The sequence below is a fragment of the Winogradskyella pelagia genome, assembly GCF_017581965.1.
Classification (GTDB): domain Bacteria; phylum Bacteroidota; class Bacteroidia; order Flavobacteriales; family Flavobacteriaceae; genus Winogradskyella; species Winogradskyella pelagia.
Map to the genome: position 1 here is coordinate 100,283 of NZ_JAGEVF010000006.1, position 22,023 is coordinate 122,305.

The window sequence follows — 22,023 nt, forward strand, 5'->3', positions numbered from 1 at the left end:
ATTCAAATAAACCTATTTTTACTTAAAGTATATTCTGTTTAAAATTATATAATACATTGATTATAAATATTTTAAAAACAATTTATATAGTGCATTAAGAATTTTTCAATAGGCCATAGGTAGAGCCTTGGATTTTTAAGAACAATCGTATACAATTGTAAATTAAACCACACAATTTAACGTTTACAAATGTAAATCGCATTATGGTTACATTTGTAATTGACTGAAAAACTATCATGACTATTAATAATCTCAAATCACTGTATGATTCTATTAAGGCTTCTCAACTTTTTGGGCGTTACATAACCAATACTGATATAGAAAAATGTTTATCACATCTGCCAGAAAAGACCTATTCTATTGTTGGGCATTCAGTTGAAAAACGACCTATTTATTCCGTGAAATTTGGAGAAGGCCCAAATCGCATTTTGATGTGGTCCCAAATGCATGGTAATGAATCGACGACAACTAAAGCACTATTTGATTGTTTTAATCTTTTTTTACTGGACCATCCGGTTGCTAAACTTATTTTAGAACAATGTACATTGCTCGTAATCCCTATATTAAATCCCGATGGTGCGCAATACTACATGCGTACCAATGCCAACAATGTAGATTTAAACAGGGACGCACAACAACGTTCTCAACCTGAAAGTATTCTTTTACGCGACATATATGAAGATTTTAAACCTGATTTTTGTTTTAATCTACATGGCCAACGCACTATTTTTGGCGCAGGTACAAATGGTAAGGCTGCGACACTATCATTTCTTTCACCTTCACAAGATAATTCTAGAACAGTAACTCAAAACCGTAAAATAGCAATGGCACTGATTGCGGCTATTGCTGGCGATTTAATTGATGCTATACCCGAAGGGATTGGGCGCTATGATGATGGATTTAATTTAAATTGTGTAGGTGATACTTTTCAGAGCCTTGGAACACCAACAATATTGTATGAAGCGGGACATTATCCAGAAGATTATAATAGGGAAGACGTGCGATATTTCGTGTTTTTGGCCTTGATAAAAGGTTTGTCAATAATTTCTAAGGGAATTACCGCAAAAGGGTTTGAATCCTATTTTAGAATTCCAGAAAACACTAAAAATTATAGGGATATTCTAATACAAAATGCTGTATTATCCAAAAATGACCAGGAATTAGCGAATATTGTAATTCAATTAAAAGAAGAATTACAGCAAAATGGTATTTATTTTTTACCAATTGTAGAATCAATATCGGAAACTACGAATTTAAAGTTTCACCGTGTCATCGATGCTAAAGGTGCGTTAGTCCAAACCATGGATCGTAAAGAAATTTATGTGGGTTACGAAAACGATTTCGTTTTGATAAATAATAAGAAATATGCAGTAAAACAATGAGATAATTCATTTTTTATACGTAATTCTTAATATATTTCTCTTATTTTTGCATATAATTTAAAAAATAGTGAAAAATGGGGAAGTTTAAATTAGATGAAATAGACCACCAGATTTTAGATATGTTAATTGACAATACGCGTATTCCGTTTACCGATATTGCCAAGAAATTATTGATTTCTGCCGGTACCGTTCATGTGAGAGTGAAAAAAATGGAAGAGGCTGGAATTATTAAAGGGTCTTCCTTAACATTAGATTATAAAAAACTAGGCTATTCTTTTATTGCCTACGTCGGCGTATTTCTTCAAAACACATCGCAAACTAAGTTTGTTTTAGAACGCATTAACAATATTCCTTTTGTTACAGTAGCGCATATAACAACGGGTAAATTCAACATCTTTTGTAAGATTAGGGCCAAAGACACTATGCATGCCAAAGAGATTATATTTAAGTTAGACGATATTGAAGGTGTTTACAGAACAGAAACGATGATTTCCTTAGAGGAAAGCATTAATGATAAAAAGCGTTTAATGCATACAATTTTTAATGAATTGTAATAATCCAACCAATATAAATGAAACCCTTAGACTAATATCTAAGGGTTTTTTATCTTTAATATTAAATGAAAAATTTACAATTAGAGCAAAACGAATATAATCCATACTACCAACCTTACGTAGACAGGACGTCTCATGTTGATATTATTACGGGCTTAAAGGAGAATCTAAGGACAGTGATTAATTTTTATGAATCTGTACCGAAGGAAAAACATAATTTCGCCTACGCTCACGGAAAATGGACTATAAAGGAGGTATTACTGCATTGTATTGATACCGAGCGTGTGTTTAGCTATAGAGCACTGCGCATTAGCAGGTCTGACCAGACTGAAATGGCAGGATTTGATCAAGATAAATATGTTGAGGCTAGCCAAGCAAATAGGAAATCTTTTGAGTATTTACTTGATGAATATAGGACTGTTCGTTTGTCAACCATCGCTCTATTTAAGAGTTTTGGTCCTGAAGATTTAGTCAAAACAGGAAGAGCAAGTGGCTCGAACATTTCGCTTCGTGCCATTGGCTATATCATCACTGGGCACGAAAATCATCATATAAATGTACTCAAAGAGTGCTACCTTTGATTATAGAAGGCAAATGCCTCTAAAATAAAATCGGTACTGGCTTCGCAATCTATTTTAGGTTTGCCTATAGCTTCAAGGAGTACAAATTTAATCCTTCCGTGGCTGTTTTTCTTGTCATGTTTCAATAATTGCATAATAATACCAATATCTAAATCTGATATTTCAACCTTAGAAAATGACGCTAAAATAACATCTGTAACAATAGTAAGGTCGTTCTGGCTTAACCCACATAGTTTATGCGAAAGATAAGTTTCTAGTATCATACCTATTGCAATGGCTTCACCATGCAATAAAGGCATCTTATCTGCATTCTCAAGAAAATAACTTTCAATAGCATGACCTAAGGTATGACCAAAATTAAGAATCTTTCGTAGCCCTTTTTCCCTAGGGTCCTGCGTTACAACGGTGTTCTTGATACTTATGGACTGATAAATAAGTTGGTCAAGATCCGAAACATCTAATTCCTTGAGGTTACTAAGTTTATTCCAATATGCGGCATCAAAGATGAGACCGTGCTTAAGCATTTCAGCATATCCTGAAACCATATGATTCTGCGGTAAAGTTTGTAGAAATGAGGTGTCTACCAAGACCATACTTCCCTCATTAATGATACCAACAAGATTTTTTAAAGTTCCTAAATCTACACCTGTTTTTCCTCCAACAGAGGCATCAACCATTGCTAATAATGAGGTGGGGATATTGATGTAGTCAATACCTCGCATATAAGTACTAGCCACAAAGCCACCCAAATCTGTAACAACACCTCCTCCAAGATTAATCATTAAGCTCTTTCGGTCTGCGTAATATTCTGCCATGGCCTCCCAAACACCAGTACAAATATCTATTGTCTTATTGTCTTCGCCTTCTGGCATTTCCATAACCTCAACCACAATATCTCCAGATTCCATCTGAGATAGAAATTGCGGTAAACAATGCTCATGTGTATTTGTGTCGACTAAGACAAATATTTTCGAGGGATTAGTTCGTTTAATATGCGAATTTAATTCATCATATATTTTTGCATTAAAGTGTACAATGGCTTGTTTAGTGCTTATAGATTGCATGGATGATATTTCCTTATTACGGATGTGAAATTACTTAGTTTTTGCAAAATAACTAACCATAAGATTAAATATATTTGTATCTCTATTTCTAACAACTATGATTGAACGTTCGCTCTTTGAAAATACGGAGACGGCATTTGCTTTAAAATCAGATTCAGATTTAGAGCGTGCCTACTTTCTTTTCAAAATGATTTCATCGCAGCCATTGGTTCGTATTGGTACCGCGGCTACAAACTTTGCATTAAAGGCAAATTTACCAGTAGAAGGTCTTATCCGTTCAACAGTGTTTGATCATTTCTGCGGTGGTGTAAATGAAGAGGACTGTTTACCGGTTATCGACAAGCTCTTCACGAAAGGAGTAAGTTCTGTTTTGGACTATTCGGTGGAAGGCAAAGAAACCGAAGTACAATTTGATAATGCAGTAAAAAAGATTCTAAAGATTATAGAGTTTTGTGATGAACGACAGGCCATGCCCATTGTAGTATTTAAACCAACTGGTTTTGGACGGTTTTATCTTTATCAAAAGAAAACTGAAAGACAGGCTTTTACAGTACAAGAACAAGTAGAGTGGGAAAGGATAGAGCAAAGATTTAAAGCCGTTTGTGAGTTGGCCAAAGCGAAAGATGTTGAAGTATTAATCGATGGGGAAGAAAGCTGGATGCAAGACGCAGCAGATGAGCTTTGTGAAAAAATGATGAGAATCTATAATACCGAAAAGCCTATTGTCTACAACACTTTACAATGCTATAGATGGGATAGATTAGACTATTTAAAAGATCTTCATAATAGAGCATTACAAAATGGCTTTAAAGTGGGTATGAAGATCGTGAGAGGTGCTTACATGGAGAAAGAACGGCTTAGAGCGGAAGAAAAGGGTTACAAGTCTCCTATATGTGAAACTAAACTAGCCACAGATAACAATTTTAATGCTGCTCTAAGTTACATTCTTAATCACATAAATGATATTGCTGTTTTTATAGGAACACACAATGAAGAAAGCAACTATTTAGCTATGGAATTGATGGAGTCAAGGGGTATTGATAAAACCCATAATAATGTTTGGTTTGGACAACTTTACGGTATGAGCGATCATATAAGTTACAACTTAGCCGAAGAAGGTTATAACGTTGCGAAGTATATTCCTTTCGGGCCAGTTAAAGATGTAATGCCTTATTTAATCAGAAGGGCAGAGGAGAACACTTCAGTTGCAGGCCAAACTAGTAGGGAATTGTCCTTGTTAAAAGCCGAGAAATTACGCCGAAAGTTGTAGTGAGCCTTGTTTAGGCTAATGCAATTATTGTGTTATTTTCTTTGATACCATTTCTTCTTCTTACCAGGACTATTCCCGTAACCGTAGCCATAGCCATAGCCATAGCCTTTTTTACCAAATTTGGTACCGTTAAGAAGCATAGTCATATTTGGTAGTCTATTTTCGTCATATAAAGGCTGTGCTACGTGTTGAAGTAAACGCTTGTCAATGCCGTCTGCACTAACAACATAGACAAACATATCAGCGAATTTAGATATCAATAGGGTATCACTAACAATACCAACTGCAGAGGTATCAACAACAATATAGTCGTATTTCTTATCAAAATAATTGAATAACTCCCTGACTCTGTCATTCATTAAAAGCTCAGAGGGATTTGGGGGTATTGAACCAGATGGTATTATATCTAGATAATTGTTATCCTTGTGCTTTACAACGATGTCCTGTAACTTTACCGACTTGTCTGCAATATAATCTGATAGACCAACTTTTTTGGTTGTCTCCAAGCCTAGGTAGTCTAAAATCTTCGGAACTCTAATATCCATTTCAATTAGTAACACTTTTTTATCCGAGTATGAGATTGAGCTTGCTAAATTTGTACTAGTATGTGACTTTCCTTCTTGAGCTCGTGTAGATGTTATAAAAAGGCGTTTGGCTCTGCCCTCAACATTTGCCAAAATAAAATCTATATTTGAACGAATAATCCTAAAAGCCTCTGCTTTGGCGGAATAATCTACTTTTTTAATAAGTTTTTCTTTTTTTGAAGTTTTTGGTACATCCCCTAAGTACGGAACATCCAATATTTCCATAAGATCTTCCTTTCTGTAAATTTTTGTATTCAGTAAATCTCCAAGATAAATTACTCCCATTGGAAGTGCTAATCCTAAAATCACTGCGGCGATATAAGTGAATAGGGGATTAGGTTCTACAGATTTAAAATTGGAATAACCAGCATCGATAATTTTTGCACTTGGTGTGTACATACCAAGCTTTATAGCAGATTCTTCTCGTCTTTGCAATAAATATAGATATAAAGACTCCTTTATATCTTGTTGCCTTTTTATATCTCTAAATTGTCTCGCTTTTGTGGGTGCTGCATACAATTGTCCGCTAATTCTAGAACGCTCATTATTTAAACTGTTGAGCGTTAACATTGAAGACTCTTTCATGTTCTTCAAACTATTGTTTAGATTCTGCTTTAAAGATTGAATCTGGTCATTTAAATTAATGACAACCGGGTTTCTTTCACTAGAATTTTTTAATAGACGATCCCTTTGTGCAACAAGCTCGTTGTAACGCTGGGTTATTTGAGACGTGTTTTCGTCTCCAAGTCCAATATTTGCGGGTAGTACGTCTGTTGAGCGATTTTCTGACTTAATTTCCTCTTGAAGAAACTCGATAAGCTGAATTTTATTGGCTGTAGTCGCAATTTTAGATTCAGTAGCTTTTTCCGATTCCAAAGTAAGGTTGGCCTGAGAACTCAACTCTGTTAGCCTGTTTCTTTTTTGTAAATCTTCTGCCGTGTAGTCTACTTGTTCTAATTCTTCTGAAACCTGCTCAAGTCTTTTGTTTATAAATTCTGAAGTAATTCTTACCACCTCTTCCTTATCATTAAGAACATCGTCATTATAGGCCATAATAACCTCGTTGACTATATCTATGGCTTTTTTAGCATTAGAGTCTATGAGTTCAATATCTACAAGACTAGACCCTTCTCCTGCAGACAAGGCTAAAAGCTGAGTGTATTTTCCAGCAACGTTAGTTATTGGGTTTATCTGTATTTTGAGATTACTTCCTATTTTAGGTGCATATTGACCAATATTAGGTGTAAGGACTAAACCTCCAAAATAGGTCTCAATTTTTTCTCCAAATGCATACTTTTTACCCTCACTATCTTCTCTTTCCTTGCCGCTAGAGCGACCGTCGTCTTCAAATAGTAAAAATTCGTCTGGTGATTTCACCCTCACATAAAATAGATACTTCACATCATCAATAATAGAGTCACTGGCGAAAAAGCTCAATTTCACTGGTGGATTTTCATAGCGTTCAAGTTCTAGTATAGTACCTTCTTCAAAAATCCGGATATTGAGATTAAGTTTTTTCACAACCTTTTTAAGGAGGGATCGAGACCTCATAATCTCCATTTCATCTTTTATACCTTCTCCTCCACCAAAAAACATTTCAGAACCACCGTCAAGCATACTAGTGGGTAATTTTTTTGCTTGATTTTCTTGTTTAATTTTTATGGTTGCTGTAGCCCTATACATATAGGTCGCATAGCGCAAATGTGTGTAGGCTAAAGCTACACAAGCAATAATGCATAACAAAATAACCTTCCATCTTGAGGTAAATAGTTCTACCTTTTGTTTCATGTTAACAGAAGTTGTCATTTCGTTATTTTTCATAGGGCACTTATTTTATTTAGATTAATCTAATTCTAATTATTACTATTTTCAATGGAGATAATCAACGCTACCACTGTGGTCAAAGTACCGATAGCGCTTAAAAGCACGACATTATTTTGATTATATGTTGATGATCTAACGCGTGAATTATTCGGTTCAACATAGATAACATCATTTTGTTGAAGGTAATATACAGGTGAATTGATCGAATTAATGGACCTTAAATCAACCTTAGCAAACTTTTTTTGTCCATTAACCTCCCTTATTACCAATACGTCCTCACGCTCTCCGTATATTGTTAAATCTCCGGCTAGACCCAACGCTTCTAATAAGGTAATACGTTCGTCTTGAATCGTAAACGTACCCGGATTAGAAACTTCACCGATAATGGTAATAGTAAAGTTAGAAAGCCTTACGTTAACAATAGGGTCTTTAACATAAACACTTATCCTTTCTTTTAAAAGGTTAGTTAGTTGTGGTCTTGTTAAACCCGCTACCTTAATTTTTCCTAGTACTGGAAAATCAATGTTACCATCATAATCAACCAAATAGGTTTGTAATTGTTGTCCTCCTTGGACTCCAAAAAGGTTATTACTGTTGTTTGCTGCTACGGTTAAGTTAAAAGGTTGAACTGTCTCAGGATCTAATGCTGCTACATTAATGGCTAAAATATCATCAGTTTTATAAATAAGTTCTTTAGGCTGTGAAACATCTGCCATTTTATCTATGGGCTCATCTTGGAAGTAAACTATATCTTTCCGAGAACTACAAGCTGATAAAAAAACAGCGGACAGTATGATTGCAAAAATTTTACGGATCTTCATAAGAATTAATTTAGTTTAAAGTTAGCTTATTTTTTGTCATCCAATACTTCAAAGGTTGAGTTGTTGGATATGTATTCTGGGACAAGTCCCTTGATTACAGACACCATTTCTAAAGGTTGAGCAAGAGATGTCATTTTTGATAATTTAAGGATTTCTTGTTCAACATATTTTATATCAATATGTCTGGATTTCGCTATCATTATCTTGTCATGATAGGTTTTTTTAGTATTTTCTCCATCAGCCAATAATTCCTCATATATTTTTTCCCCAGGCCTAAGACCTGTTATTTTTATATCAATATCTTCTGGGTACCGTAAACCTGAAAGAACGATCATATTGGTGGCTAGATTAAATATTTTGATGGGTTCTCCCATGTCAAAAACAAATATTTCTCCACCATTACCCATAGCAGCAGCTTCTAAAACTAACTGACAGGCTTCTGGTATTGTCATGAAGTATCGTGTTATATCTTTATGAGTCACAGTTAAAGGCCCACCTTTTTCAATCTGTTTCTTAAAAAGAGGGATAACTGAGCCATTTGACCCGAGTACGTTTCCAAATCTAGTTGTAATAAATTTAGTGTGGCCTTTTCCTTTTAAACAGGACGCGTATAGCTCAGCAATACGTTTTGTAGCACCCATTACATTTGTAGGGTTAACGGCCTTATCTGTAGAGATTAAAACAAATTTATCCACACTGTGTTTAACAGCCACATCTGCAACATTTTTTGTGCCACCAATATTTACGCTAATAGCCTCATAAGGATTATTTTCCATTAATGGAACATGCTTGTACGCCGCTGCATGAAAAACAATTTTAGGTTTGTATTGATTGAATATTTGATCAACTCTAGTTTTATTTCTAACGTCTGCAACAATGGCTTCTATATTAGTAAGTCCAAGTTGTTTAAATTCTTGCTGAACATCATATAAGGCAGACTCGGCGTTATCTACAAGAATTAGTTTTTTGTAATTATACAGGCTTATTTTTCGAGAAATCTCACTTCCTATAGATCCCGCCGCACCTGTAATTAATATTACTTTATTGTCATATTGCTCTTCAAGGTCTGGATTCTTTATATGTATGGGGTCTCTGCCTAATAAATCTTCAATTTTAACTTCCTTAATTTGCCCAATACTTAGGTCACCATCAATCCAGTTTTGTACAGGAGGTACAATTTTAACCTTTAATCCTAAGGCAAATAAATTGCTTGTAATTTGAAGAAGTCGTGTAGGATCAATATTTTGGATAGAAATAATAACATCCTCGACATTATATTTATTAATAAACTTATCTGTAATAGACTCCAGGCTATAAACCGAAATAAGATTAATTTTCTTTCCTATTTTTCTATCGTCGTCATCAATGAAACCAACCACTTCTAATCCGCTCTTGGCATCGTTTTGAATAGCATCATAGGTTAACATTCCCGAACTTCCAGCACCAAATATTAATACGTTGGAAATGCTCTTAACATCATGGATAATATAATTGTACAAAGACTTTATGAATAATTTAGCGCCTATTAAAAAAAGTATATTTAATAAGAGGTGTATATATATAATAGACCCTGAAATATTAAAAATGCTATATTCTGAAATAAATTTTCTGCTTAAAAACGTACAGCATATTAATATCGTTGCTAAAATATTAGCACCAATGACAACATTTACAATGTCTTTGAATCCAGTAAACCTTACAACACCTTTATAAGTTCCAACAGCAATTAAGCTTACTGCTGCTGCTATAGCGATATATGGGATTTGTTGGAAAAACTCATTTAAATCAAAATTTAACTGGAAATTATACCTTATAAGGTAAGCTATAAAAAATGTTACTAAGATTACGCAAATATCAAAGAGCAATACCAACCATTGAGAGGCATATTTTTCAGATATTTTATTTAAATACTTATTTAACATATTGCAAAATACTTATTTATACCTGACTTTACACGTTCTAACTGGTTATCAGTAAGATTTGACCCACTAGGCAAGCACAGACCACAATCAAATAATGCATCTGAAACTCCATTTAAATAGCTTGGCGCATGCTTAAAGATAGGTTGTGCATGCATAGGCTTCCATAAAGGCCTAGACTCTATATTATCTTTTTCGAGTGTTAACCTAATTTCTTCTCTTATTTTATAGTTTGGTAATAAAATACAAGATAGCCACCTATTGGAATGATAACCTTGAGGTTCATCTAAAAAAACGATATCCTCATTATCTTGAAATGCTTTCTTATAAAATTCAAAATTCATTCTTCGCTTATTGACATGACTGTCTAAAATAGTCATTTGTCCACGTCCTATTCCTGCAACAATATTGGACATTCTATAATTGTACCCAATATGGGAATGCTGGTAATGTGGAGCAGCATCTCTCGCTTGTGTTGACAAGAAAACTGCTAAATCTTTCTGCCCTTTAGTTTTTGTGACTAATGCACCACCACCAGATGTGGTTATAATTTTATTACCGTTAAAAGACAATATTGATAAATCTCCAAAAGTTCCGCATTTCTCGCCATTATAAGTGCTTCCCAAAGATTCTGCACTATCCTCTACAATAGGAATACCATAGCGGTCTGCTATTTCCCTAATCTCATTAACTTTATAGGGCATACCATATAAATGAACGGCAATAATTGCTTTAGGATGTTTTCCTTTTGATAGTCTGTCTTCTATAGCTCTTTCTAACTGTTCAGGACACAAATTCCATGTATCTTTTTCACTATCCACAAAAACCGGTGTAGCACCTTGATAAACAATTGGATTAGCAGAAGCTGAGAAGGTTTTACTTTGACAAATAACCTCATCGCCCTTGCTCACTCCTAAAATAATCAGTGCCAAATGTAAAGCCGCTGTCCCTGAGGAAAGGGCTGCGACTTCAATATTGTTATCAAGATAATTCTGAATATCACTCTCAAACCCATTGACGTTTGGTCCTAGCGGAGCAACCCAATTGGCGTCGAAAGCTTCTTTGATGTAAAATTGTTCTTTTCCGCTCATATGTGGAGAAGACAACCATATCTTTTCGTTCATAGGTTATAGTTTTAATACAAAACCTAAAGGTTTTAATTTAAGGCGTTTGGGACCTATTGTTTAATAGCATTAATAGCGCTAATATAAGTCCGAAAGATTTAAACTTTAAAACAAAAACCTAATAATACGATAAAAAGCTAAATTTAAACGATATAGCAGGAGAGGAAAAATTTGAAGCGTAAAAATATCCGATAAAATGGATTAATAATTCCTGAATTAACTGTCTGTCACTAATCGGTTGCGTTTAATTTAATGACTCTAGCTGGATTTCCGGCCATTACAGCACCTTCTGGGACATCTTTAAATATTACTGAGCCTGCACCAATCATAGCAGCCTTACCAATAGATTTTATACCTGTTATGACGGTTGATCCGATTCCAAAATAAGCAAAATCTCCAATTGAAAGATTTGCTCCTATATTAATGCCTGAAGACATAAAAACACCATCGCCTATGATGTTATGATGACCAATAGTGGTTCCTGTATTGACCATAAAGAAATCACCAATCTGTGTATGAGGCATAACAGAATTATTAGGAAGCATGTAATGCGCTTCTCCAATTTCAACATCTGGTCCAATACTTACAGAAGGATGAACAAAACTAGGAATGTTATAGCCTTCTTTCTTTAATGAAGACAGATATTGCTTTCTAAGTGTATTATCACCAATAGGGCAATAAACGTCTGTTATTTTATCCTTGAGCTTATTAGAAAATAAATCCTCATAATTACCAAGTACATCAATACCAATAACCGATGCATTATAGAATTTGGGGTTGTCGTCTATAAATCCCACAACCTTAACACCAGATTGTCTTAAATAAGATGCATAAATTTGTCCGTGCGTACCAGCACCAATAATTACGGCGTTTTTCATTTTATTTGTGTTGAGCCTTGGAATGGAGTCATGTTAACAGATTCAGAAAGGTTTACATTCTCTTTTAAGATTACCTTTTTTGCAGTTAGGAGTAAAATCTTAATATCTAATAAAAAAGAAACATTATGCACATACCAAACATCCAAATTAAACTTTTGCTCCCAAGAAATTGAATTTCTACCGTTAACCTGTGCCCATCCAGAAATTCCAGGTCTTATATTATGCCTTTGTTTTTGAACTTCATTATATCGCGGAAGATAATCTATCAATAATGGTCTTGGACCTATTAAGCTCATATCACCTTTAAGCACATTAATCAATTGTGGTATTTCATCAAGAGATAACTTTCTTATGAGACGACCTAAATTTGTAACTCTTTCATTGTAAGGTAATAGATTGCCGTTTTTGTCTTTGGCATCTGTCATAGATTTAAATTTAATTAATTTAAATATACGTTCATCTTTACCTGGTCTTGCATGCAAGAAAAATGGAGACCCTTTAAAATGAAATAAAAGGACAATTGTAAGCAGTATAAATAAGGGAGATAAAACAATCAAACCTATAAGTGCAGCTGAAAAGTCAATTATTCGTTTAATATAGATTTTGTACATGAACAAGCAGATTTTTTTGTTTACTTATGATTTTAGAGCATTTCAAAAATATCCGTTAAGGCTAAACATTTTAAATTTAATCGTTGAATGGTAGCAAAAAATGTTTTAAAACCAGTTACAACATATTTATAATGCGCATTACCTTTTGTCGATTTATTTAAAGATGTTTAGTACTTTAACAATTTTAACGGTACTTAAACGATTGAATTCAACTAGGAGTAAAGCAATTTGGCTATTTTTATATATTTGTTGCATAACCTACTTCCAATAGGTTCATTAAGAACGTATTAATGTTATAACTCAATTACCATGAGCAACTTAAATAGATTAAAAAATGTGTTCACCACAATTCTAGAAATAGAAGAAGACCAAGTTAATGAAGACTTGAAATATGATGGGAATTCAGTTTGGGATTCTATAAATCACATGTTTTTAATTACCGAACTAGAGAATGAATTTAGTGTAGAAATTGATCCAGATGACATTCTTGAGATTAAAAGTTTTAATCAGGCCCAGAATGTACTTGGTAAATATGACATTGAGTTTTAACCTTTAGCACTTCGCGCAAGAATGTCTCAACACAGTTTCAACCCTCATAATGAGTTTGTAAAAAAAATATCAGACAACAATAAGTTAAATTTTGTTGATGCAAGTTCTGATTCTAAATATAATTTGTCTCAACTCATGTTTCCTGTGCATAGTGAGTTCGGAGAATCTAAGCAATTGGGTTTTATTTACGTAGATTCAGGTATTAAATCGTTAGCAATCTATTTTAGTTTTCTTAATTCTAGTCATGCTTTAGTGCTATTATCAGATACCTTAGATTCAAATTTGAAGCAAAATCTAGAGAAAATTTATAGACCCGCTTTTATTTACGATAATACCAGAGATTCAATTGGCAATTACAAGGATGTAACTTTTGATAACGGGACTTTAAACGCTCGAGTTTTTAGAACTTCCGAAAATTTGGATTATACTATAAATCCTGAGGTAAAGATATTACTTTCTACATCAGGAACTACAGGTTCTCCAAAACTGGTGAAGCTTTCTTTTGAAAATATACAAGAAAATGCGCTCTCCATTTCAGATTATCTTCCGATAAATGGAGAGGACGTTACTCCTTTAAATTTACCTCTTAATTATTCTTATGGTTTATCGGTACTGCATTCAAATGCCATAAAAGGTGGAACCATTGTATGTGGGATACCAGATATATTAAGCAAAGCATTTTGGACTTGTTTTGATAAATATGGTTTTACCTCAATAGCTGGAGTACCCTTTATTTACGAAATGCTTTACCGCATTGGTTTCTTGAAAAAAGAGTATCCATCTCTAGAATATATAAGCCAAGCAGGTGGGAATTTGAGTAAAAACATTAAGGAAAAGTTTAATTCTTACTGCGAAAAAAATACAATTGAATTTTATGTTATGTATGGCCAGACTGAAGCGACGGCGAGAATTTCTTTTGTACCACCAGCTAAATTAAATGATAAGTTAACATCTATAGGCAAACCTATAAAAAAGGGACACCTACGCATTGATGACAAAACTGAAGAACTTTTATATTCAGGACCTAATGTGTTCGGAGGCTATGCGGAGTCAATTACTGATTTAAACCATTGGGAATCCATTGACTGGCTTAAAACTGGAGATATTGCCTATACAGACACTGATGGCTTCTACTATATAAAAGGAAGATTAAAACGGATTGTAAAGGTATTCGGTAATAGAGTAAATTTAGATGAGATAGAGCGCTACTTAAAATTAGAATTGAGCACAGCTATCATAGCTTGTACCGGCATTGATGACAAATTTATTTTGGTTGCTTATACTGAAATTGATATGAATACCGACTTATTGAAAAGACGGTTATTTGAGACATTTAAAATTCAAGGAAGTGCTGTAAAGTTTATGTATATTGAAACGTTTCCAATGACAAAAAACGAAAAAGTCGATTACAAGGAAATAGCTACGATTTATAAATCAAAATGATAGGTGCTCAGCCTTAAGAATTCTAGAACCTAAGAACGTAATTCTTTATTGAAATTAAAATGAAAGAGCTAGAAAGTAAATTAAATAATCCTAGGATAGATAATCTTTTCACGGACTATTACGATACGCTAGTTCACAGAACTGTCCATCCAAACCAAGTACTTAGAATATGGTCAAAACTAATGATAAGAGAACTTGGTTTAGACATAGAGATTGACCAGTTATATTTTACATTTAAAGAATCCATACTATATTTAGTTGAAAAGCTAGACACAGACCGCAACGAACTTCCGTACCAAGCTATAAAAGAAGAAGTTTTTAGACGAGTGAATACAATCGCTTTGATAGACGATGGAACCAAAGCTGTATTTTTTGAAATTTTTGAAAAGGTACATTTAAAAGCAGAGAAAAGTGTTCAGTATGTCAATGAGGATACACTTAGCGTCATTAGACAATTTAAAGCTAAAGGAGGAAGAGTCTACGTATTGTCAGACTTTTACTGCCCAAGCACACTTTTTGTTGAACTCTTAAAGCATCATGGTATAATCGATCTTTTTGATGGTGTTTACAGTTCATCTACATTAGGAAAAAGTAAACATACAGGCACGGTTTACAAAGCGCTTCTTAAAAAATTACATTTAGAACCTTCAACATCCATAATGATAGGTGATAATGAGCGAAGCGATTCAATAAATGCAGAAAAAGCAGGTCTTAATTCTTTTGTATTACCTCACAAAAAGCACCTTAGAAGGAACAAAGCCAAAGCTATTGGCAAGGACGGTCGTAAAATCAGGGATTTAATTAATTCAGTTTATAAAATCTGTAGTAAAAAGGATAAGTTGCCATACACTGAATATGTCTTATTCTATCATTTTTTTACCGAAAGACTTTACACACACTGTAAGGCGAACGGCATAGACAGTCTCTTTTTCTTGTCGAGAGAAGGGTTGTTTCTAAAACGGATTTTTGATAGTTACCAAAAATTTCATCTTATATCGGAAAAGGAAGCCATAAGAACTCATTACCTTAAGGTTTCTCGGCAGGCTTCTCTTCAGATTGCTTTACAACCAATAGATGACGAACCTTTTAGTTATCTAAGGCGCAAGTATAAATCAATGAGCATTAATGAGTTGTTGGGATTTTTTAACTTCAATAACGACTTAAAGGCTTCTATTACTGAAGGGTTGAGTATTGATTGTGACGAATTGCATCAAGATTTCTTTGATTCTGATAATTACCGACAGTTGCAAAAAAATCAAGCTTTTAGAGAGGCTTACGAAGCACATAGGCAAACAAACAAGCGTACATTCAACACCTATATTTCTTCTTTTGGAGAACCCATTGAAAGTAAAGGCATTCATGTGGTTGATATTGGTTGGGGCGGTACCATGCAAGAGGCTATTTATAATTTCTTTAATGGAAAAATAAAAGTCTTTGGCTATTACTTGGGCCTCAATCTCATTTACAATCCTAATGAAGACACCAAGCGTCATGGATTTATCTTTTCTATCTTACCTTACATGAACTATGATTTCCACATTTTGCATGCCAATACACAGTTATATGAGCAGTTTGCAGGCGCAAATCATGGCTGCTGCGTTGCGTATGATGACTCAAAGGAAGGCTATACGATAGAGCATCACGAAGAGAATGAAAAGTGGTTATATGACAATTATATTGGAGAGCATCAAGAGCAGATGTTTGAAATCCACAAGTTTCTAATGCAACACTTAGAACCCATATGTTATTCTAATAACATAATATCTAAGGCATTGGTGAATTTTGCTCTCAAACTTGGAACACTCCAGAATATGAGAAAAATACGGTTTTTGGAGACACTTAATTCTGGATACTACCAAAATATAAGTACAAAGAAGACAGGTATTGATTATGAGATTCCGAAAAACTTAATTTCAATTAAAGAGTTTCTGAAATTTTTAATGAAGCCAGAAGATTATTTTAGATATGTTGTAAAACTAAAACACAAACTATTTAAGACTAACAAATTGATTGCTGGGATTATTCCAATGCGATTAGTGCTCTGGTATTATCAATTTAACCGTTTTGTTAGGTACAAGATTTTAAAAAGGAATATTCTTCTAAGGTTTAATTATTTCAGGTAGTTGTGGTAGAACTACATTACCGACCTTATAATTCCTATAAGGTCATTGTTTATGATATCAACGTCAAAACGCTCTTCCGCGTAATGTCTACTGTTCTTTCCCATTTCTTCAACCTTATCGGTGTTTTTTATAAAAAACTCCATAGCTTCAATCAACTCTTTAAGTTGTTTTGGAGGCACTAAAAAACCATTAAAATCTTTTTTAACTGTTTCGCGACATCCTGGAGAATCAGTTGTAATAATTGGTAGTCCAACCGACAATGCTTCTAAAATAGATCTTGGAACACCTTCTCTATAATAGGAGGGAAGAACAAATACATCCTTTTCTGTAAGATGTTCTACAATATTCTTTTGAAGTCCATGCCATATTAAGGTACCATTATTATTTAAAGCATTAAGCTCTTCAACTTTAATTGCAGATGGAGAATCCTGAGCAGGTCCAATAACATGAAATTCTGCATTTGGATACTTTGGCTTTAAAGCTTTAGCAGCTTCGATGTAGAGCCCTATTCCTTTTTCCTTAATTAAGCGGGCAATGAGCAAGAAACTAATTTTAGAATCTTGTTTATAGTTCTTTTTATATTTAAACCGATCTAAATTTACACCAGAGCCGCTCACTACTTCAATCCTATTAGCTGAACTTAGCACTTTTCGGTCTAGAAATAGTTGTTTATCATCCTTGTTCTGAAAAATTATAGCCTTATTTTTTCTAACATAACGCCTATAAAGAAACTCATTTAAGCGTTGTAATAGTTTTGCTTTAGTAGTTAATCCAGTAAACGTAAAACCTAAGCCGGTAATCAAAGAAACAACAGGAACATTATTAGCATTAGCTGCAATTGAGCTATAAATTACTGGTTTTACCGTATAGGGAAATACTAAATCTATCTTGTTGTCCTTTATCAGGTGCTTTAATTGTGCTATAGTTTTAAGGTCATTAATCGGGTTAAGACCAGTCCTTTGCAATTCATATTTCAATGGGGTCACTTCAAATTCCCTTTCTAGCGTTTCAAAAACGCCTTCTCTCCAATGCCCTGCAGCAACGTAAACATCAAATCCTTCTGATTTTAATTTCTTTAAAAAATCACCTCTAAAATTAATAAGTGAAGTTGATGTGGAACCAATGACTAAAATTCTTTTTTTGCCCATGTCTTAAGCCTTATAAATGTTAACATACCATTTCTGAAAACAATAAAAAGCCCAAACCCTAAAGGTATTGTCTCTTTTACTGTTTAAGTGGTCTTTTACTAATGAGATAATCGTTTTTGGATTAAAAATGCCCTGTTCTTCAATGAAGTCTTGCTTTATATAACTTTCAAGCTCATCTTTAAGACTAGATTTTAACCAATTACCAACCGGTGATCCAAATCCCTGCTTACTTTTTTCTAAAAACCCTTCAGGGAATTGGTCTTTAAAAGCTTCTTTAAGGATATGCTTTTTGTTCCAACCATTCATTAAATAATCTTCTGGTAAGGTATTCGTATAATCCCATAGTTTTTTATTTAAAAATGGTGCGCGACATTCAAGTGAGTTCTGCATACTCGTTCTATCCACCTTGGCCAACATTCCTCCTTCAAGGCTTAAGATTTTATCGACATGCCTATAATCCGTAAGGGTTTCAATCTTCTTATCTCCTAAGATATTCTTATAATATTCAAAAATATTATTTTCATAATAGCTTGGTGCCAAAAGCTGAGACAGCTCACTTTCTGTATTGGCTAAAGAAATGATGTCCCAATAATATTGTCCATCATAATCTATAGCTTTGAGCATTTTTTTAATCTTAAATCGCTTACCTCTTCGGTCACTTTTATCCGCAAGGACACTTTGAGAAGTCTTTAGTAATATTTTGTGAAGTGCTTGTGGAACAATACTAGTATACTTCCCATTCATTTTACCCACGTAATATTTGTTGTAACCACCAAATATTTCATCTCCTCCATCACCAGTAAGAGCTACTTTTACATGCTCCTTGGTCTTATTTGAAACAAAATAGGTGGGAAGCGCAGCGGTATCTGAAAAGGGCTCATCAAAATTCATTAAAATGGTATGGATGTTATCCTTAAGATCATTTTCTCCAATTTTAAAAATATGATGATTGCTCTTTATTAAATCCGCTACAGTTTGTGCTTTTTGGGACTCATCTGTAGAGTCGTGAAATCCAATAGAGAATGTTTCAATGGTCTTATTTGAAATCTGTGATAAACACAGTGATACGATAGAGGAGTCTACGCCTCCAGAGAGAAAAGTTCCTAATGGAACATCTGCGATAGAACGGCTCTCTACGCTCTCGTAAACCATTTCCTTAACTTGCTTTTTGGCTTGGTCAAAAGAAATTTCAGCAACCTGTGGTGGAATTTCTTGATGTATGCCATGAATTTGAAAGCTACTTTTGGTTAAATCATATTCAATAAAATGATTGGCTTCTAATTTAAATATGTTTTCATAAATTGAGTAAGGTGCTGGGATATACGTTAATCTTAAAAATAGATTTACTCCTTTTTTTGATAACTTTGGCTTTGAACTAAGCGTATTAACTAACGACTTTAGTTCAGAAGCCCAAATAAACTCATTATCCATAGCCGTATAGTACAATGGCTTTTCACCAAAAAAATCCCTAGCAATAAATAGTTTTTGTTTGGTCTTATCATAAATGCTAAATCCATACATCCCGTCTAGCCATTTAAAAGCCTCTGTTCCGTATTTCTCGTAAGCCTTTAAGATAACTTCTGTATCACTTGTGGTTTTAAACGTTATGCCCTCACTGAGTAACCGAGATTTTATTGTTTTATAATTATAAATTTCACCGTTAAAAACTATGATTATTTGTCCATCGTCACTAGATATGGGTTGTTTACCTGATGTTAAATCAATAATGGACAATCGTCTCATTCCCATACCTACGGAGTATGACTCGCTTTGTTTGGCATAAATGCCATCTTCATCCGGACCTCTATGAAAAATAAGATCGTTCATAGTATTGAGTCTGTTTATTAACTGATTTTCATCAGGTGCTGTTTTGTCTATTATACCGTTTATCCCGCACATAATATTTTTATTCCTCTAAAAGAGTCTTAATTTGTTTATAAATAACTGGAAGCGCGTAATCTTTTGAACGCTTATAGCCCAGTTTGCTATATTGTTTTCGTTTTTCTGGATGCTTTAAGAAAAAATCTAGCGCCGAGGCAAGCCCAATAGCGTCATTTTCCCTAATAAGAAGGCCGTATTTGGCCTCCGCAAAACCGCCCTTAGGTATGTCAATACGTTCGTTGTCATTTAACAATTCTAAAGGACCAGTTTTACAATTTGTTGATATAACAGGTAAGCCGCAAGAAAGTGCCTCTAACACTACGTTAGGAAATCCCTCAGTTTTTGATGATAGTACAAAACAGTCCTGCTGTAACAGATGTTCTTCAACTTGTGTTGTGTTACCTAAAAAGGTTATTTGATTATCTAAACCGCACGATTTGCTCAGTGCCTTAAGACTTTCCTCTAAAACACCAGTTCCTGCTTGTGTGTAGTAAAAGCTATTCTTGGGTAATTGCGATAAGGCCTTAATAATTAATTTTTGATTTTTAGCATCGTATATATTTCCAACATTAATCAATTTCAACTGCGCTGTTTTTGCAATGCTGGCTGAATCAATATACTTTGTAGAGTTGCTATTTATAGGATTATAAATGACCGACATTGGAATATTAACCTTGAAATTATCTCGTAAATCCTCATTGATGTTAATGGAATTTGAAAATAATGCATCATTTTTATTGTAGTATTTTGGAATAACAAATTTTGATAACAATTGTGACGATTTGTTAGCCTTGTACATTATTGAAGGGAAACAGCGCTCACTTATTACGGTTCTTAAATTTTTATTTTTTGCTCGAACTATTCCATTAATAATATTTGGCAATGCTAAAAATGATAGAGACACATCTATTTGTTTCTCTTTAATAAATTCATCATACGCTTTAGCAGCTCTAAAAACATTCTTCAATTTATTGAAAACAGTGTTCCTTTCATTTGATTCTGGAAAGAGAATCTTCAGTTCAACCTCCTCAGGAATCTCGAAATTTATATGTTCTGTAAATATCACCAAATGCACGTTGTAGTCTTTAACCATATGCTTTAAAAGCATGCTTATAACCCGCTGTGCACCACCGTAGTACATATTTATAGCTAGTATGCTTAGATTTTTTTTCATTTAATGAACTAAACTTTCAAATAGTTGCTCGTATTTCTCAATAATAATTTCTTTACTATACCTACTGCTTATGGTTTCACTAACCTTTTCTGGGACGAAACTATAAGACTTATTGATATTTTTTAATTGCTGAATATAAGTAGCTTCATCAGGGACAACATGGCCATTGACACCATCATAAATAATTTCATTTATACCACCGGGCGCATCAAAGGCCAGTACCGGAGTTCCTACCATACAACTTTCAATTATAGCATTGGGAAAACCCTCAACAAAAGACCCTTGTAAATAAAGATCACTCTCCTTAAGATATTTCGCAACCTCTTTGGTAAAAGGAATGTTTGTAACGGATGTCATAAAGCCTAATTCCTCAATGCGCTTAAAGATTGTATCTTTTTCAATACCATCTCCTATAATGGTATAGTGAAAAGGAAAATTCACCTTCCCTAGTACTTCAATCAATCTGGCATGGCCTTTTTGCTTTACCAATCTTGCAACCGTAATGAATCTAATAGGTTGTGAAACCTCGGTTCTAGATTTAAGCTCAAAATCAGAGGTTACAGGATTATTTATAACCACTAATTTGTCTTGTTTTATATTGTAGGAATTATTTAGGTCATTTAGCATGTCTTGTGATTGACAAATGATTTTATCAAACCTATTAAAGCGATGCCTGGCAAAAAAACCATATAGTTTGCCACCAGTTTTACCAGAAGCGTATTTAGCCAATACACTTAATACGTTTACTTCTCGTCCAACAAATTTTATTCGCGGAAAGAACCATGACATGTAAGCTGTTACCGTATTTAAGTGACCTACGGCACTAACAACGACATTAGGTTTGTTTTTTCTGATATATTGAAACAAATCCATGACACCTGCCTGTACACGACTCTTGTTAAAGAAAACTACATCTATTCCTTTAATATCGTAAGCGGCATCTTTCTCATGGCCGATTATAACCAAAGTTGCCTCAAATCTATTAGAATCTAACTCTTGAGCCACGTAAGAAAGCACACGCTCTGCACCACCAGCTTCTAAATTGGCAAGGACTATACTTATTTTAATTTTTTTATTTGATTTGGTCACTTTA

18 protein-coding genes are annotated in these 22,023 nt (G+C 34.0%); 7 read left to right on the top strand and 11 right to left on the bottom strand.

What is annotated here, in order from left to right:
• Positions 1-236: 236 nt before the first annotated feature.
• From J4050_RS09015 to J4050_RS09025, 3 genes are all read left to right on the top strand, one after another.
• Positions 237-1,382, top strand: a complete 1,146-nt coding sequence (locus J4050_RS09015; protein WP_208154249.1) for a DUF2817 domain-containing protein — start codon at positions 237-239, stop codon at positions 1,380-1,382.
• Between the two features lie 74 nt (positions 1,383-1,456).
• Complete coding sequence (locus tag J4050_RS09020) at positions 1,457-1,936, top strand: Lrp/AsnC family transcriptional regulator (RefSeq protein ID WP_208154250.1); 480 nt, start codon at positions 1,457-1,459, stop codon at positions 1,934-1,936.
• Positions 1,937-2,001: 65 nt separating this feature from the next.
• Entirely contained in the window at positions 2,002-2,517 is a 516-nt protein-coding gene (locus J4050_RS09025) for a DinB family protein (RefSeq protein WP_208154251.1), read from the top strand.
• Here the strand turns inward: J4050_RS09025 and aroB are convergent.
• Entirely contained in the window at positions 2,508-3,581 is a 1,074-nt protein-coding gene (aroB, locus tag J4050_RS09030; RefSeq protein ID WP_208154252.1) for a 3-dehydroquinate synthase, read from the bottom strand. The two genes, J4050_RS09025 and aroB, sit on opposite strands and share 10 nt — an antisense overlap.
• Before the next feature lie 97 nt (positions 3,582-3,678).
• Between aroB and J4050_RS09035 the strand changes: the two genes are divergently transcribed.
• Positions 3,679-4,851: a proline dehydrogenase family protein gene (locus J4050_RS09035; RefSeq protein ID WP_208154253.1), complete on the top strand. Its 1,173-nt coding sequence runs from the start codon at positions 3,679-3,681 to the stop codon at positions 4,849-4,851.
• Positions 4,852-4,883: 32 nt separating this feature from the next.
• Here the strand turns inward: J4050_RS09035 and J4050_RS09040 are convergent, their stop codons facing one another.
• From J4050_RS09040 to J4050_RS09065, 6 genes are all read right to left on the bottom strand, one after another.
• Positions 4,884-7,256: a GumC family protein gene (locus J4050_RS09040; protein WP_208154254.1), complete on the bottom strand. Its 2,373-nt coding sequence runs from the start codon at positions 7,254-7,256 to the stop codon at positions 4,884-4,886.
• Positions 7,257-7,288: 32 nt separating this feature from the next.
• Entirely contained in the window at positions 7,289-8,080 is a 792-nt protein-coding gene (locus J4050_RS09045; RefSeq protein WP_208154255.1) for a polysaccharide biosynthesis/export family protein, read from the bottom strand.
• 26 nt (positions 8,081-8,106) lie between these two features.
• Positions 8,107-10,002 (bottom strand): polysaccharide biosynthesis protein, encoded by a 1,896-nt coding sequence (locus tag J4050_RS09050; protein WP_208154256.1) that lies wholly within the window; start codon positions 10,000-10,002, stop codon positions 8,107-8,109.
• Positions 9,996-11,123, bottom strand: a complete 1,128-nt coding sequence (locus J4050_RS09055) for a DegT/DnrJ/EryC1/StrS family aminotransferase (protein ID WP_208154257.1) — start codon at positions 11,121-11,123, stop codon at positions 9,996-9,998. Before J4050_RS09055 ends, J4050_RS09050 begins: the two co-directional genes overlap by 7 nt.
• A gap of 230 nt (positions 11,124-11,353) precedes the next feature.
• A complete protein-coding gene (locus tag J4050_RS09060) occupies positions 11,354-12,001 on the bottom strand; it encodes an acetyltransferase (RefSeq protein ID WP_208154258.1) in 648 nt (215 codons plus the stop codon).
• Positions 11,998-12,612: a sugar transferase gene (locus tag J4050_RS09065; protein WP_208154259.1), complete on the bottom strand. Its 615-nt coding sequence runs from the start codon at positions 12,610-12,612 to the stop codon at positions 11,998-12,000. Before J4050_RS09065 ends, J4050_RS09060 begins: the two co-directional genes overlap by 4 nt.
• Positions 12,613-12,921: 309 nt before the next feature.
• Here J4050_RS09065 and J4050_RS09070 point away from each other — a divergent pair, with 309 nt between their 5' ends.
• The 3 genes from J4050_RS09070 to J4050_RS09080 are packed head-to-tail and all read left to right on the top strand — an operon-like array spanning position 12,922 to position 16,727.
• Entirely contained in the window at positions 12,922-13,161 is a 240-nt protein-coding gene (locus tag J4050_RS09070) for an acyl carrier protein (protein ID WP_208154260.1), read from the top strand.
• 21 nt (positions 13,162-13,182) lie between these two features.
• Positions 13,183-14,604 carry an AMP-binding protein gene (locus J4050_RS09075; protein WP_208154261.1) on the top strand — a complete coding sequence of 474 codons (1,422 nt, stop codon included), beginning with the start codon at positions 13,183-13,185 and terminating at the stop codon, positions 14,602-14,604.
• Positions 14,605-14,663: 59 nt separating this feature from the next.
• Positions 14,664-16,727 (top strand): HAD family hydrolase, encoded by a 2,064-nt coding sequence (locus J4050_RS09080; RefSeq protein ID WP_208154262.1) that lies wholly within the window; start codon positions 14,664-14,666, stop codon positions 16,725-16,727.
• An 11-nt stretch (positions 16,728-16,738) separates the two neighbouring features.
• Here the strand turns inward: J4050_RS09080 and J4050_RS09085 are convergent, their stop codons facing one another.
• Genes J4050_RS09085 through J4050_RS15360 form a run of 4 tightly spaced genes read right to left on the bottom strand, consistent with a single transcriptional unit; the run spans position 16,739 to position 22,019 of the window.
• Complete coding sequence (locus J4050_RS09085) at positions 16,739-17,875, bottom strand: glycosyltransferase family 4 protein (protein WP_208154263.1); 1,137 nt, start codon at positions 17,873-17,875, stop codon at positions 16,739-16,741.
• 3 nt (positions 17,876-17,878) lie between these two features.
• Positions 17,879-19,774 carry an asparagine synthase (glutamine-hydrolyzing) gene (gene asnB, locus J4050_RS09090; protein ID WP_208154264.1) on the bottom strand — a complete coding sequence of 632 codons (1,896 nt, stop codon included), beginning with the start codon at positions 19,772-19,774 and terminating at the stop codon, positions 17,879-17,881.
• A gap of 7 nt (positions 19,775-19,781) precedes the next feature.
• Entirely contained in the window at positions 19,782-20,930 is a 1,149-nt protein-coding gene (locus J4050_RS09095; protein ID WP_208154265.1) for a glycosyltransferase, read from the bottom strand.
• On the bottom strand, positions 20,931-22,019 hold the full coding sequence (locus tag J4050_RS15360; RefSeq protein WP_208154266.1) for a glycosyltransferase: 1,089 nt from the start codon (positions 22,017-22,019) through the stop codon (positions 20,931-20,933).
• Positions 22,020-22,023 lie beyond the last annotated feature (4 nt).

Bases quoted from the DNA above. Each gene is read 5' to 3' on its own strand.
- J4050_RS09060 (WP_208154258.1), bottom strand. From the start codon at position 12,001: ATGAAAAACGCCGTAATTATTGGTGCTGGTACGCACGGACAAATTTAT.
- J4050_RS09035 (WP_208154253.1), top strand. From the start codon at position 3,679: ATGATTGAACGTTCGCTCTTTGAAAATACGGAGACGGCATTTGCTTTA.
- J4050_RS09085 (WP_208154263.1), bottom strand. From the start codon at position 17,875: ATGGGCAAAAAAAGAATTTTAGTCATTGGTTCCACATCAACTTCACTT.
- J4050_RS09095 (WP_208154265.1), bottom strand. From the start codon at position 20,930: ATGAAAAAAAATCTAAGCATACTAGCTATAAATATGTACTACGGTGGT.
- J4050_RS09015 (WP_208154249.1), top strand. From the start codon at position 237: ATGACTATTAATAATCTCAAATCACTGTATGATTCTATTAAGGCTTCT.
- J4050_RS09040 (WP_208154254.1), bottom strand. From the start codon at position 7,256: ATGAAAAATAACGAAATGACAACTTCTGTTAACATGAAACAAAAGGTA.
- J4050_RS09075 (WP_208154261.1), top strand. From the start codon at position 13,183: ATGTCTCAACACAGTTTCAACCCTCATAATGAGTTTGTAAAAAAAATA.
- J4050_RS09065 (WP_208154259.1), bottom strand. From the start codon at position 12,612: ATGTACAAAATCTATATTAAACGAATAATTGACTTTTCAGCTGCACTT.
- J4050_RS09080 (WP_208154262.1), top strand. From the start codon at position 14,664: ATGAAAGAGCTAGAAAGTAAATTAAATAATCCTAGGATAGATAATCTT.
- J4050_RS09070 (WP_208154260.1), top strand. From the start codon at position 12,922: ATGAGCAACTTAAATAGATTAAAAAATGTGTTCACCACAATTCTAGAA.
- J4050_RS09025 (WP_208154251.1), top strand. From the start codon at position 2,002: ATGAAAAATTTACAATTAGAGCAAAACGAATATAATCCATACTACCAA.
- J4050_RS09020 (WP_208154250.1), top strand. From the start codon at position 1,457: ATGGGGAAGTTTAAATTAGATGAAATAGACCACCAGATTTTAGATATG.
- J4050_RS09050 (WP_208154256.1), bottom strand. From the start codon at position 10,002: ATGTTAAATAAGTATTTAAATAAAATATCTGAAAAATATGCCTCTCAA.
- asnB (WP_208154264.1), bottom strand. From the start codon at position 19,774: ATGTGCGGGATAAACGGTATAATAGACAAAACAGCACCTGATGAAAAT.
- J4050_RS09045 (WP_208154255.1), bottom strand. From the start codon at position 8,080: ATGAAGATCCGTAAAATTTTTGCAATCATACTGTCCGCTGTTTTTTTA.
- aroB (WP_208154252.1), bottom strand. From the start codon at position 3,581: ATGCAATCTATAAGCACTAAACAAGCCATTGTACACTTTAATGCAAAA.
- J4050_RS09055 (WP_208154257.1), bottom strand. From the start codon at position 11,123: ATGAACGAAAAGATATGGTTGTCTTCTCCACATATGAGCGGAAAAGAA.